The sequence below is a fragment of the Nitrospirillum amazonense genome, from assembly GCF_029594735.1.
GTDB classification, from domain to species: domain Bacteria; phylum Pseudomonadota; class Alphaproteobacteria; order Azospirillales; family Azospirillaceae; genus Nitrospirillum; species Nitrospirillum amazonense.
Window position 1 is genome coordinate 737,940 of sequence record NZ_JARPAF010000001.1, and the last position, 13,971, is coordinate 751,910.

The 13,971-nt window shown below is 67.1% G+C and carries 10 protein-coding genes; 4 read left to right on the top strand and 6 right to left on the bottom strand.

Annotation, left to right across the window (positions count from 1 at the left end):
* Positions 1-116: 116 nt before the first annotated feature.
* Complete coding sequence (locus P5F91_RS03090; RefSeq protein WP_277906467.1) at positions 117-701, top strand: DUF4865 family protein; 585 nt, start codon at positions 117-119, stop codon at positions 699-701.
* On the opposite strand, the gene P5F91_RS03095 is transcribed toward P5F91_RS03090, so the two are convergent.
* Complete coding sequence (locus tag P5F91_RS03095) at positions 684-1,847, bottom strand: winged helix-turn-helix domain-containing protein (protein WP_145612505.1); 1,164 nt, start codon at positions 1,845-1,847, stop codon at positions 684-686. The two genes, P5F91_RS03090 and P5F91_RS03095, sit on opposite strands and share 18 nt — an antisense overlap.
* Before the next feature lie 146 nt (positions 1,848-1,993).
* On the opposite strand from P5F91_RS03095, the gene P5F91_RS03100 reads away from it, so the two are divergent.
* On the top strand, positions 1,994-2,392 hold the full coding sequence (locus P5F91_RS03100; RefSeq protein WP_186454880.1) for a DUF1636 family protein: 399 nt from the start codon (positions 1,994-1,996) through the stop codon (positions 2,390-2,392).
* 4 nt (positions 2,393-2,396) lie between these two features.
* Here the strand turns inward: P5F91_RS03100 and P5F91_RS03105 are convergent, their stop codons facing one another.
* From P5F91_RS03105 to P5F91_RS03125, 5 genes are all read right to left on the bottom strand, one after another.
* The gene (locus P5F91_RS03105) at positions 2,397-3,635 is read right to left on the bottom strand and encodes an SGNH/GDSL hydrolase family protein (RefSeq protein ID WP_277906468.1); all 1,239 of its coding nucleotides are present in this window, start codon (positions 3,633-3,635) and stop codon (positions 2,397-2,399) included.
* A 26-nt stretch (positions 3,636-3,661) separates the two neighbouring features.
* Positions 3,662-4,618 carry a polysaccharide deacetylase family protein gene (locus P5F91_RS03110; protein WP_277906469.1) on the bottom strand — a complete coding sequence of 319 codons (957 nt, stop codon included), beginning with the start codon at positions 4,616-4,618 and terminating at the stop codon, positions 3,662-3,664.
* A 42-nt stretch (positions 4,619-4,660) separates the two neighbouring features.
* Positions 4,661-7,546, bottom strand: a complete 2,886-nt coding sequence (locus P5F91_RS03115) for a glycosyl hydrolase 115 family protein (RefSeq protein ID WP_277906470.1) — start codon at positions 7,544-7,546, stop codon at positions 4,661-4,663.
* Between the two features lie 5 nt (positions 7,547-7,551).
* Positions 7,552-9,942: a glycoside hydrolase family 3 N-terminal domain-containing protein gene (locus P5F91_RS03120; RefSeq protein ID WP_277906471.1), complete on the bottom strand. Its 2,391-nt coding sequence runs from the start codon at positions 9,940-9,942 to the stop codon at positions 7,552-7,554.
* A 137-nt stretch (positions 9,943-10,079) separates the two neighbouring features.
* Complete coding sequence (locus tag P5F91_RS03125; RefSeq protein WP_244410944.1) at positions 10,080-10,799, bottom strand: GntR family transcriptional regulator; 720 nt, start codon at positions 10,797-10,799, stop codon at positions 10,080-10,082.
* A gap of 474 nt (positions 10,800-11,273) precedes the next feature.
* On the opposite strand from P5F91_RS03125, the gene manD reads away from it, so the two are divergent.
* Both manD and P5F91_RS03135 read left to right on the top strand, forming a co-directional pair.
* Positions 11,274-12,479 carry a D-mannonate dehydratase ManD gene (gene manD, locus P5F91_RS03130; RefSeq protein ID WP_277906472.1) on the top strand — a complete coding sequence of 402 codons (1,206 nt, stop codon included), beginning with the start codon at positions 11,274-11,276 and terminating at the stop codon, positions 12,477-12,479.
* 99 nt (positions 12,480-12,578) lie between these two features.
* Entirely contained in the window at positions 12,579-13,898 is a 1,320-nt protein-coding gene (locus P5F91_RS03135) for an MFS transporter (protein WP_277906473.1), read from the top strand.
* Positions 13,899-13,971 lie beyond the last annotated feature (73 nt).

The following is a 13,971-nucleotide window of genomic DNA, read 5'->3' on the forward strand; positions in this document are numbered from 1 at the left end:
TATTCATTCATGTGATTATGTGATCATCCAGGCACCGCTATCCTCCCAAATATCGCCACCACGGGCCAAATATCGCCACCACGGGCCAAATATCGCCACCACGGGAGTGACAACCGATGCTGATCGCGCACTACAGCCACCGCCTGACGGCCGACTACGACCTGGACATCCTGCGCAAGCGGGCCGAGACCAACGCCGCCCGCTGGGCCGCCATGCCCGAACTGTACTTCAAGGGTTTCCTGCTGCGGGAGGCAGGCAGGCACGGCGCCATCGCCAACGCCTATTCCTCCCTGTACCTGTGGCGGCAGGACGCAGCCTTCCGCGATTTCCTGGTACATAACCACTATAAGGCCGTCACCGATACCTTCGGCCGGGCGGACATCGATGTGCGCGTCGCGCTGGACGCGCGCAAGGGCCGCGCCCGCGACGCCCGTTACGCCGTGGTGGACAACGCGCCCATCTCGATGGACACCGCCCTGGGCGGGCTGTGGGCCGATGAAATCGCGCTGAACCGTGAGGTGGCGGAGGGGGAGGACATCGTGGCCTCCGCCGTGGGGGTGGACACCCGCGCCTGGACCCTGACCCGGGTTCGCCTGGCCGCGGAGGCGCCCTCGAACCCGCCGGCCACGGCCGTGACCTATCAGGTGCTGCAGTTGGCCCGGCCGCTCCTGGAAACGCTGCCCTCAAGCCGGCAGGAGTGAGGGCGCCAGCTGGAAGCGTTGGAACCGGCCCAGCGCTTCCTCGATGGCGGCCTTCAGATCCGGCCGTTCCGGCACCATCCAGGTCCAGCGTTGCACCAACAGGCGGCCGGCCTGGCGGTCGGTCTTCAGGTCCAGGGCCGCCACGATCTCATCCCCCACCAGCACCGGCAGAGCGAAATAGCCCAGCACCCGTTTGGCCGCCGGCACATAGGCCTCGAACCGATGGACATAGCCGAAGATGGCCTCCAGCCGCTTGCGCTGGATGACCAGCGGGTCGAAGGGCGACAGGATGTGAACCAGGCCGGCGGGGACCGGCGGTTGCCCGCCTTCCAGCGCCGCGGCCTCGGCCCAGTGGGGCACCTTCTCCGCGCCGGTAATGCTCACCTGGGCCAGGCGGCCGGCACGTACCGCCTTCTCGATCAAGGGCAAGACCTGGGCCTTCAGGCCCAAATTGCCGTAGCAGATGGAATCCAGGCTGACGACCCCTTGGCTGCGCAGCGCGCGGCTCAACAGATAGTCGGCCACCTGCCCCGGCGTCGCCGGGCGGGGCCGCCGCTCCCAGCCGAAATGACGGTCGGTCAGCTCATAGGCCTTCAGCATGCCGTCGCGGCGGGAGATGGTGAGGTCCCCGTTGTAGAAGCCGAAGTTCAGCAGGCGCTTGGACGGCTTGCGGCTGGCCCACAGATGCTCTTTCTCCACCAGCACCTCATCGTCGATGTCGCGGATGCTGAGCGCGCCCTCCTCCCCAATGCGGCGCAGCAGGGCGTTGTAATCGCGCCGGTTGATGGCGGCGTAGTTGGCCGGCGGGTTGTCGCGCATCTGGCGCATGTCCGGCGCGAAATAGCGATAGTCGGCCGTGGGGATGTAGGCCAGGGCGTGCGCCCAGTATTCGAAGACCGACTTGTCCACCGACTGCGCCGCCGCCAGGTCCGCCCGGGCGTAGTCAGGGATGCGCGTCTGCAGGATGTGGTGGTGGCTGCGCTCGATGACGTTGATGGTGTCGATCTGGACATAACCCAGGTGCTCGGTCGCCAATTTCACGGCCTGGGGGCCCGCGCCGAAGGGGGTCGGTTCCAGCAGACGCTGGGCCGCCAGCCAGAGATGACGGGCGCGGGACGCGGAAATCTCGACAGGCATGCTGGGCATCAGGCCGAATCCTCGGGGGCGTGGAAGCCGTCTTATAACTGCCGGCGACCGCCGCGCCTGTGATGAATATACGGCGTATCCCCTTGACGCCCGCCGCACGGCCGAGCCCATAGTCGCACCGCGTTCAAGCCTTGAGGAAGTCCCCGGTGAGCGAAGCGTCCCCGACCGTCCCCGCCCCTGCCCACACTCTTCACATCTGCGTCACCTGCCGGCCCAAGGGCGCCCTGCCGGAGGCCGTGCGCGACGGCCGCCTGCTGTACGAGGCCGTGGCCGCCCTGCACGCCGACTGGCCGGGCCGCGACCAGGTGGCCCTGAACGGGGTGGAGTGCATGAGCGGCTGCGACCGCGCCTGCACCGTGGCCCTGTCCGGCCCGGGCAAGCCCAGCTACCTGTTCTGCGACAAGGCGCCGACGCCCGAGACCGCCGCCGCCGCCTTGGACCTGGCGGCACAGTATGCCGCCAGCGAGACCGGCGTGCTGATGCGCGGCGACCGCCCCGGTCCCTTCCGCTCCGGCATCCTGGCCAAGATCCCGCCTGGCTTGTAAGCCGTCACCTCGCGAACAGCGCCAGGTCCGTACCCTCCGCCATCAGGCGATAGCCGGTATCGCCCGGATGCAGATGGTCGCCGCCATCGGCCTCCGGCAAGAGATGGCCGGGATTCTTGGGATCCTGGAGCGTGCGGTCCAGGTCGATGACGGCGTCGAAGGCGCCGCTGCCGCGCATCCAGGCGTTGACCTTCTGACGGTTGGGCTCCATGGCCGGGTCGCAATAGCCGATGCCCTGGCAGGGCAGGATGGTGGCGCCATAGACCAGCAGGCCGCGCGCATGGGCGCGGGCGATGATCTGGCGGTAGGCGTCGATGATGGCCTCCGGTGTCGCCCCCACCTCTTTGCGTTCCGCCGCCTTAAGGGCCGTCGCCAGGTCGTTGATGCCCTCCAGCACGATGACCCAGCGCACCGCCGTCTGGTCCAGCACGTCGCGATCCAGCCGGTCCAGCGCGCGGGGGCCGATGCCGTCCAGCAGCAGGCGGTTGCCGCCGATGCCGGCATTCAGCACGCCCACCGGGCTCTTGCCCTGCAGCAGGCGTCGGGCCAGGGCGTCCGTCCAGCGGCCGTTGCCGTCGGTGGTGCTGTCGCGCCCGTCGGTGATGCTGTCGCCCAGCACGACCACGGCATTGGCCGTGGCCGGCGCCTGCACGTCCACGCCGGTGAGGATATACCAGTGCGTGACCGTCGCGGCGTTTGGCAGATCGGCAGCGTCCAACGCGTCACCGGTGGCGATGTAGCTGGTGGCGCGGGACCCCGGATGCCCAGTGACCGTGGCTGGCACGTCCTTCAGGCGCAGGCTGACGGCCAGGTCCACCATGTCGGGCACAGCCATGTCCACTGGGTCGGACCAGACCATGCCGCCGGCCGGAATGGTGACGGACGTCTGGCCGTTGAAGGTCAGGGCGTGGTCGCTGCCGGCGCGAATGGCGGCGCTGGGCGTCTTTCCCTCCTTCGCCGACAGGGCGACATGGGCGCCGGGGATGGTCAGCGGCGCCGTGCCGAAGGCGTTGGACAGGCGGAAGCGCACGCGGGCGCCGCCTAAGGTCAGGTGCACCACCTGGCGCAGGGTGGCGTCGGTGAAACCCGGCGCGGGCGGCGTGGAATCGGCGCCGCCCGCCTGGGCGGACGCCATCCAGCTGCCCACCCACCGGGTGGTGAACTGGTCAACATTCTGGGGGGCGGCATGAACCGTGGTGGAAGCCAGCAGGGCACCAGCCAGGAGTAGGGAACGGAGGCGCATGGGGGTATTTCCTGAATCTAGGGGTGTCAGCGGCACAGGCCATCCAGCCAGGTGGACGGGTCGGCGCTGTGCGCCGGCTGCGGCAGGTTGCGGGCCGTCATTTCCCGGTCCAGCAGGCTGCCGGTGCCATTGGATGGCGTGTCGGGGTTGGTGGCGTAGACGGGGTCCGCCTCCGCCTCGGCCAGCGGCACGAAGGCCACGCCCTTGGCCTTCATCAGCGACAGCAGTTCCGGCAGCATCACCGTCTCAAACCCGCCGATATGCAGCAGCATGACGTGGGGCACATCGCGGCCGTACAAGGCCTGGGCCTGCTGCCGCCCGATGGCCAGCGATTCCGCCGCCCGGTCCAGATAGCTCTTGCGCAGTTGCGCCACCGCCGCCTGGTCGCCCTTGGCCATGCAGCGGGCATAGGGCGCGTTGTAGATGTAGTCGTTGAAGCTGAGCGTCACTTCGGCCACGCGATAGCCGTGGTCCTTGAGGAAGGCCGCGACCTCCCGCCGCTTTTCCGGCGTCTCGCCGATGTGCAGATAGGGGAAGCGCAGCCAGTGCCAATCGGTGTTCTTTCCACTTCCTGGGCCCATGTACTGCGTGAGCGCCGCCTCATCCGCCGTCACCGCGGCGGTGAAGGCGGCCACGTCGTGACCATGCAGGTCGTCATGGGCATAGACGTGGTTGCCCAGCGGATAGCCGGCCTGGCGCCACAGGGCCAGCACCTGGGCGGCATCGTCGCCCTCGTCCGCCAGGCCCTTGGCGTTGACGAAGCCGTAGACCTCCGCCACGCCGGCGCCCTTGAAGGCCGCAAGCACGCGGGTCGCCACCTCCGCCCGGGTCAGGCCGGGCGGCAGGGGGCCGTGCACCGGTAGGTCGTCCATGGTCAGGGCCACTTGCATTTGGGCGGCCTGCGGGGGCGCCTGCTGCGCCAGCACAGGGGCTGCGGTCAGCATCAGGCCGGCGGCCAGGGGCAACAGTCGTTTCAGGCGCATGACGTTTCCTTCCCCACCCTTTCCTTTTGGCGCGGCCACTTCTTATCGCGCGGCCTGGCGGGCGCTTTCCGGCGGGCCCAGGTAGCTGGGCTTCACCCCGCCCAGATCGACCACCAGCTTGGTCAGCACCACCGCCGGATCCACCATCCAGATGTGAAGGGTGTGATAGCCGGCACTGGCCACGGTGTGGTGGCTGGTGGGCTTGCGCGCGTTATCCTCAACCGACTTGGACCAGTCGGCGACCCCGTTCAATGCCAGGATGTCCACCACCTGCGGCGCCTCGTCATCGATGGCGACGGCATAGCGCAGGCCGCGCCCGGGCACGAAGTTCAGGGTGGGGCCGACGATGGCCTGCACCGTCAGCGGGCCTGCCGCCGGCAGGTACACGCGGTAGTCCAGGCGCGGCCCCTGCCCGGCCGCGAAGCTGGCCGAGGTCACCGGGAAGGGCGCCAGGCCCGACAGGGTGCGGCCATAGTCCGGAATCTTCTGCCAAGCGGCCCCGCCGGCATCGGCCTTGGCGGTATAGTGCTCCGCCTCCATCGACACATAGCCGTCGGCGGCGATGAAGGCCGGCTGGCCATCCTGCGGCACCGGCGTGTTCAGCGCGCGCAGGTGGACGGTGACGCTGCCCCCGGCCCCCGTGATGGTGACGCTGCCTGGGCTGGTCCCGGCCGGCGCCTTGGCCCAGTCCACCGCCACCTGCAGGCGGGTCTCCTGCGTCACCGTGCCCTTGGCCTGGCTCAGGATGATCCAGGGCGCGCTGGCCTTGGCGGTGTAGGCGAAGGGCTTCGATCCCCGGTTGAAGACATCGATGTAACGGCTTGGTTTATTGGCTACATCCAGATCCGGCAGCACGGCGGCGTCCTTCATCGGCTGGCCATCCAGGGCGGGCCAAGCCTGGATCTTGCCCTCCACCGCCACGCCCAGCTTCGCCTCCGCCGGCAGGGTCAGTTCCCGCACCTCCGGCATGATGTCGACAAGGGGTTCCCGCCAAGAGGTGTAGCCGATGTGAGTCTGGTCCATCATATGGTCCCACTTGCCGCCGTTCAGCGCGTGATACTGCCTCGTCAGGTCGGCATCGGCCTGGAACAAGGCCTTGGCCTTCGCGGCCTCCGCATTGGCGGACGCGCGGCCCTGGTCGGCATACAGGCGGTTGCGGCCGACGGCGACGTACAGCTCCGTCACCTGGGCCGCCGCCTTGGCCGGGTGCAACACCAGCTGGAAGAAGGCGTCTCGGGCGTCGGCCGGCAGGGCCTGATAGATGGCTTCCGCCTTCGCCACCAGGTCCTGGTAGTCGGCCACCACCCGCTCCGCCTCGCGGTAGTCGGTCAGGCTGAAGGTGTTGGCGTCCAGCAACTCGGGCTTGCGGCGGCTGATCAGCATGCCGTAGCGGGTGACCAGGGTCGCGATCTCGGCGGCGTGCTCAGGCCCGAATTCGCGTTCGGCCCAGGCGGCCGTGAACTCCGGCAGCTTCTCCTTGGGCCAGCGCTTGGGGTCCCTGGCGTAATCCAGGAAGAACTCGATGGGCAATTCCATGGGCTTCAGGTCGCCCACGTTCACGATCCACACCCGGTCCGCGCCATATTCCAAGGTCAGGTTCATCTGTTCCCAGACCTTAGGAATGGAGTTGGTATTGATCCACTTGTAGTTCCGGGGATCACCGACATAGTCGAAATGGTAGTACATGCCGGCCCCGCCGGGACGCTTGCGCTCCTCCGCCGTGGGCAGGCGGCGGACGTCACCCCAATTGTCGTCGCACCACAGCAGGGTCACGTCGTCGGGCACGCGCATGCCCTTTTCGTAATACTCCTGCACTTCCTTGTAGAGCGCCCAGATTTGCGGGATCTGGGTGACGTCGGGGTTGACCTCCTTGGCCAGGATTTGGCGCTGGTCGGCCACGATCTTTTCCAGCAGCGCCGTGTTGGCTGCCGCCGCGTCGCCGGTCATGGGCATGTCGCCATCACCGCGCATGCCGATGGTGACGATGCTCTCGAAGTCCTTGTTGCGGCGTACCCCGTCCGACCAGAACTGGCGCAGCACCTCGCCATTCTGGGCATAGTCCCAGGGGCCGGTGCCGTGGCGCTTCCATTCCTGCTGGGACCGCAGCATGGGTTCGTGATGGGAATTGCCCATGACCACGCCATACTCGTCGGCGATCTTGGGGTTCAGCGGGTCATCCTCGTTGAAGGCGTTGCCCCACATGGCGGGCCACAGGTAGTTGCCCTTCAGCCGCAGGATCAACTCGAAGACATGTTCGTAAAACTGGTGGTTCAGGCCGCCGAACTTCTCCCTGGCCCAGCCGGTCAGGGCCGGCGCCTCGTCATTCAGGAAGATGCCGCGATACTTGACCGGTGCCGGATCCTCGCCATAGGTGCCAGCCTTCACATAAAGGCTGTCGCGGTGGCGCACCGGCACATCCGCCCACCATGCCCAGGGCGACACGCCGATCTGTTCCGAGACGTCGTACAGGCCGTAGATGGTGCCGCGCTTGTCGCTGCCGGCGATGACCAGGGCGCTGGCGATGCCGGGTGCCGGGTTGGCCACAACCTGGATGCGGAAGGCCTCCCACTTGCCCTTGAGGACGCCAGCGTCGATCTTGCCCTCCGCCGCCAGCCTGTCGATGGTCGGGCTGTGACCCAGGGTGCCCACCAGGATGGGCAGGGCGCCTAGATCCGTGTCCTGGCTTATCGCGGGCGTGACGCCCGTGACCTTGCCGATGTCGGCCGCCAGGTCCCGCGCGGCGCGCTGCACGCCGGCATAGTCCTGGGCGTCGACATGCAGGCGGGCGGCGACACCGCCCTGCACGATGGCGAAGCCGCCAGGCGTGGCCTGTGCCTCGACATACCGGGGTTGGCCCAGGGCCCAGGCCTGGGGGGCCAGCGCGACCGTGGCGGTAGCCAGCAGAAGGGATCGGATGAAACGCTTCATGGTTCTCACTCCGTGACCGTCAGGACAGCGGTCTTGAGGTCGACGGAATTGTCGCCGACCATGATGTCGAAGGCGCCGGGCTCCACCACCCGCTTCATGTCCTGGTTCCATAGGGCCAGCGCCTGGCCGTCGACGGTGAAGGTGACCGTGCGGCTCTCGCCCGGGGCCAGCGTGACGCGCTGGAAGCCCTTCAACTCCTTCACCGGCCGGGTAACGGAGGCGACCTGCTGGTGCAGGTACAACTGCACCACCTCATCCCCCGCCCGCTTGCCGGTGTTCTTCACGTCCACCGACACCGTGACGGCGCCATCCCTGGCGATCGTGGGCGTGGACAGACGCGGGAAGCCCACGTCGAAGGTCGTGTAGCTAAGCCCATAGCCGAAGGGGAACAGCGGGTCGGTGGTGTCGAACAGATAGCCGCGCCGCGCGCTGGGCTTCTTGTTGTAGAACATGGGCAATTGCCCAACGGAGCGCGGGACGGTCACCGGCAGCTTGCCGCCCGGGTTCACGTCCCCGAACAGCACGTCGGCCATGGCGGTGCCCCCCTCCTGCCCCAGGTACCAGCCCTCGATCAGGGCGTTGGCCTTGGCGGCCACGTCCACCACCGACAGCGGGCGGCCGTTCTGCAGCACCACGACCACGGGCTTGCCCAAGGCGAACAGGGCCTTGGCCAAATCGTTCTGCTGGCCCACCAGGTCCAGGCTGTCGCGATCGCCCAAATGGTTGTTGGCCCAGCCCTCCCGGCTGGTCTGTTCATTGTCGCCGATGACCAGCACGATGTGGTCGGCGGTCTTGGCCACGGCAACGGCCTGCTGGATCAGATGGGCGTTTTCCGCCGGATCGGCCAGTTCGACGGTGTCGCCATACCAATCGTCATCCTTGGTGATGCGCACGCCCTCGGCATAGGTCACCTTCACCTGGGCGCCCACCTTGGCCTTGATGCCGTCCAGGATGCTGACGGTCTGCTTGGGCTCACCGGAGTAGCCGCCCAGGTGGGCCTTGGCGGCATTGGGGCCGATGACGGCCAGGGTCTTGACCTTGGCCATGTCCAGCGGCAGCACGCCGTCGTTCTTCAGCAGCACCACCGACTTTTGCGCCGCCTTCAGGGCCACAGCCCGCGCCTCGCCGTTCGCCGTCAGGGCCTCGGCCTTGTCCGCGTCGGCATAGGGGTGATCAAACAGGCCGGCCTGGAACTTCAGTTCCAGGATGCGGCGAACGGCGCGGTCGATCACCTCTTCCTTGATCCTTCCGGCCCGCACGGCTTGGGCCAGGCTGGCATAGGACTCGCCATCCGGCAGGTCGGCATCCACCCCGGCCGTGATGGCGCGGATGGCGGCCGACGGCAGATCCGGCACCACGTGATGGACGCTGACCAGCTGGTCGATGGCGGAATAGTCGCTGATGATGGAACCCTTATAGCCCCATTCCCCGCGAAGGATGTCGTGCAGCAGCCACGTGTTCACATGGCTGGGCACGCCGTCGATCTCATTATAGGAGGCCATGACCGCGCGCACGTTGGTGCGGTGGATGACCTGCTCGAACGGGGGGAAGAACATCTCCCGCAGCGTGCGCTCCCCGACCGAGGCCGGGCCGACGTTGGTGCCGCTTTCGGGCTGGCCGTGGCCGGTCAGGTGCTTCAGCGTGGCGAAGACCTTGCCGTCGGCCAGGGGCAGGCTGTCGCCCTGCAGTCCCTGGACGGCGGCCACGCCCATCTCCCCCGCCAGGTAGGGATCCTCGCCAAAGGTCTCCTCGATGCGTCCCCAGCGCGGGTCGCGCGCCACGTCCACCACCGGCGACAGCACCAGGCTGACGCCGCGCACGCGGATCTCGCGGGCCACGACGCTGTCGACCTCGCGGATCAGGTCCGGGTCCCAGCTGCTGGCTTGGGCGATGGCCTGGGGGAAACTGGTGGGGCCGATGGCAGGGTAACCGTGCAGGCCCTCCTCATGGAACAGCACGGGGATGCCCAGCCGCGTCTTCTCCACCGCCCAATGCTGGACGGCGTTCACCATGGCGACCGTGCCCTTTGTGTCCCGCCAATGCTGGGTCCGCAGGGAACCGGAGCCCTTTTCGTCATTGGGGCGCGTGAACTGGCCCAGGCCGTTGGGGTATACGCCGCTGGCCTTGGCCGGATCGAAGTTCATGCCCGCGTCGAAGATGGCGGGCTTGTGATCCCACACGGCGATCAGCTGGGCCACCTTCTCATCCAGCGTCATGCGCGCCAGCAGATCGTCGACCCGGGCGGCCACCGGCGCGCCCGCGTCCTTGTAGACCGCAGGCTTGTCGGCCGCATAGGCGGCGGCACTGATGGCCACGGCGGCGACGCCGGCCAGGATCAGGCGGCGGCCGATCCGATGGCTGATCCGATGATGGATGGAGTCATGGCGTATACGCACGCTGGCTTCTCCCTATCGTTATTCTTTCAAGGCCTCCGGCCCCCGGACACCCGCCCCGTCAGGGCCGCCATGGTACCGTTACCATGGCCACAAAACCTTAAGCCGGCCGGGACCGGTCCTACCAAACAGCCAAATCGTTATAAGGGCGCGTCGTCGGCGAACAGGTCCGGGAACCGGGTGGCCAACCGGGGAAGAGAGGTCAGGATTTCCTGCAGGTGTTGGCGCATCGCCGCCTCAGCCCTGTCCGCGTCGCGGTCGGCGATGGCATCGACGATGGCATGGTGCTGCGTGATCAGCAGGGAAAACGGCGTCGCCTCCGGCATGCTGAGATAGCGCACGCGGTCCATCTGCGCCTTGGTTTCTTCAACCACCCGCCAGGCATATTCGCAGCCCACATGCAGCGCGATGTCACGGTGGAAGCGCTCGTCCAGGTCCAGGAAGCCCGCATGGTCGCGGTCCTCTGCGGCGTTGGCCTGGGCGCGCAGGTTGTCACGCAGCAGGTCGATATCGCGCGCCTTCATCTCCGCCACCGCGCGGCGCACCACTGCCAGTTCCACCGCCTCGCGCACGAAACGGGCGTCGAACACCTGGCGTACGGAAATCTTGACGATGAAGGAACCACGCTGCGGACGGATGGACAACAGCCCCGCCTCGCTCAACTTGATGAAGGCCTCACGCACCGGCTGGCGGCTGACGCCCAGCTGGTCGGCGATATCCTGTTCGGAGATGGCTTGGCCGGGGCGGAACTTCATGGCGACGATGGCGCCCCGCAGTTCCCGGAACACGCGGCGGGCCACGGGCTCCGCACTGTCCGCCTGGATACGGTTCAGGACGACACGGTCATTTTCCGCCAACACCAGACGCACCCCATTAGAGTCGCACGGGCCCGGGGCCGAAACGGTCCCGGCACGGGAGTACCCTCGCGGCACACCGCCCATCCCCGTTTCCACCCTGCGACATTCGGCCGGCGTCTTCCAGAGGACATCGCCCGAAGGAAACGCATTTTTGTCGAACGCCGTTGCTCTTACAATTCATACATACTACCATACTAGGCGACAAACAAGGCCGCGATGTCGGTCGGAGAATGGGAGCAGCGCAATTTCACGCAGCAGCGGCTGCCCCCTTCAGACGCACCCCATACTGTCCTGTTGACCCAACTGGTATGGTAGTATACATGAATGGTAACTGACGAACGGCATGAGCCGTTTCGCACTGGGAGAGAACACAGCCCCGTGGCCACCCCGGGGGCTTTATCGAAGACCATTGCCGGACCCGCCGCCCTTTTCATGGCCGGCCCGCGCCCACCTGGACCCGCCTTCGGAGCTGAAAGTATGAAGATCACGGACGCCTACGTCATCGTCACCTGCCCGGCGCGGAACTTCGTCACCCTGAAGATCCGCACGGATGAAGGTGTCTATGGCATCGGCGACGCCACCCTGAACGGGCGTGAACTGGCGGTCGCGTCCTACCTGACCGACCATGTCATTCCCTGCCTGATCGGCCGTGATCCCCACGATATCGAGGATATTTGGCAGTACCTGTACAAGGGCGCCTATTGGCGCCGCGGTCCCGTCACCATGTCGGCCATCGCCGCGGTGGACACCGCCCTATGGGACATCAAGGCCAAGGTGGCCGGCCTGCCGCTGTACCAGTTGCTGGGTGGCAAGAGCCGCAATGGCGTCATGGTCTACGCCCATGCCAACGGCCAAACCGTCGACGACGCCATGGACCAGGTGCAGCACTATGTCGATCAGGGCTACAAGGCCATCCGCATCCAGGCGGGCGTGCCCGGCCTGAAGGGTGTGTACGGCGTGGCCAAAGGCATCAATTACGAGCCGGCGACACGCGGCCTGCCAGCGGAATCGGCCTGGTCCACGGAAGCCTACCTGGATTTCGCCCACACCCTGTTCGCCGCCGCCCGCGACCGTTTCGGCTGGGACCTGCATCTGCTGCACGACGTGCACCACCGCCTGACCCCCATCGAGGCGGCACGCTTGGGCAAAAGCCTGGAACCCTACCGCCTGTTCTGGATGGAAGACCCCACCCCGGCGGAAAACCAGGAGTCCTTCCGCCTGATCCGGCAGCACACCACGACGCCCCTGGCGGTGGGTGAGGTGTTCAACACCATCTGGGATTGTAAGGACCTGATCCAGAACCAGTTGATCGACTACATCCGCACCACGGTGGTGCACGCGGGCGGCATCACCCACCTGCGCCGCATCGCCAACCTGGCGGAGTTGTACCAGATCCGCACCGGTAGCCATGGGGCCACCGACCTGTCGCCGGTGTGCATGGGCGCCGCCCTGCACTTCGACCTGTGGGTGCCCAACTTCGGCATTCAGGAACGCATGGTGCACGAGGCCGTGACCGAGAGCGTCTTCCCCCACGCCTACAGCTTCGATCAGGGCTACATGCACCCAGGCGAAGCGCCCGGCCACGGCGTCGATATCGATGAGGCGGAAGCCGCCAAGTACCCCTACCAGCCCGCCTACCTCCCGGTGGCCCGCTTGACGGACGGCACGCTCTGGAACTGGTGAGCTGGCTTGGGGCCGGGCGCGGCCTTGAACGCGCCCTTGCATAAGAACAGCGCCGCGCGGGCGTCAAAGCCGCCGGTGACGAATGGGAGAGAGACGTTCATGGCGTGGCCTGCGGAAGCCACAGGTGCACCGATCCCACCGCCGGCCAGGCTAGGCCGGCGGCGCTGGATCGTCGTGGCCCTGCTGTTCGCCGCCACCGTCATCAACTACGTCGACCGCCAGATGCTGGGCTTGCTGAAGCCGCTGCTGTCGCAGGAATTCCGCTGGTCCGATACCGACTACGCCGACATCATCTTCTGGTTCCAAGCCTCGTACGCGGTCGCCTACCTGGTGTTCGGCCGTGTCATCGACCGGGTGGGTGCTCGCTGGGGCTACGCCCTGACCTTCGTCATCTGGAACCTGGCCCACATGGCCCACGGCCTGGCCGGCGGGCTGGTCCAGTTCACCCTGGCGCGCGTGGCCTTGGGCGCGGGCGAGGCCGGCAATTTCCCCGCAGGCCTGAAAAGCGTGGCGGAATGGTTCCCCCGTCGCGAGCGCGCCCTGGCCGTGGGCATCTTCAACGCCGGTTCCAACGTCGGCGCGGTCGTCACCCCCTTGGTGGTGCCCGTCATCGTCGCCGTGGCCGATTGGCGCACCGCTTTCGTGGTAACCGGTGTCATCAGCTTCGGATGGCTGGCCGCCTGGCTTCTCTTCTACCGCCGGCCGGAAGAGGACCGGAATCTGACTGGGGCGGAGTTGGCCCACATCCGCTCTGACGCCATTTCCCCCATCATTGCCATCCAGGGGCCGCGCCTGCGCTGGGTGTTGCGCCAGCGGCAGACCTGGGCCTATGTGCTGGCCAAGTTCCTCACCGATCCCATCTGGTGGGTGTTCCTGTTCTGGCTGCCGGATTTCCTGGGCCGCCGCTTCGGCTTGGACCTGTCCAGCTTCGGCCCGCCCCTGGTGGCGATCTACCTCATGTCCGACGTCGGCAGCGTGGCCGGTGGTTGGCTGTCGTCACGCCTGATGCGACGGGGTCTGGGCGCCAACCGGTCGCGCAAGGTCGCCATGCTGGCGTGTGCCGTCTGCGTCGTCCCCGTGCTGGCGGCGCCCTGGGTCGGCGGGCTGGTGGCGGCGGTCCTGATCATCGGCTTGGCGACCGCCGGTCATCAGGGTTTTTCCGCCAACCTCATGACCCTGCCGTCGGACCTGTTCCCTCCCTCCGCCGTCGCCACCGTAGTGGGCCTGGGCGGCACGGCGGGGGCCGTGGGCGGCATGGTGATGTCCAAGTTCACGGGATGGATTTTGCAGACCACAGGCGGCTATGGCCCCATCTTCCTGACGGCGGCGTTGGCCTATCCCCTGGCGCTGCTGGCCCTCCAGACACTGAGCCCCCAGCTGCGCCCCGCCATACCGGACAGCGGAGGCGCCGCATCCTGAGAAAAAAAGAAATCTTTAAGTAATTTCTCTGGAAACGATCACCTTTCTTTGGAAGGTGGCATTGTATTTGCCT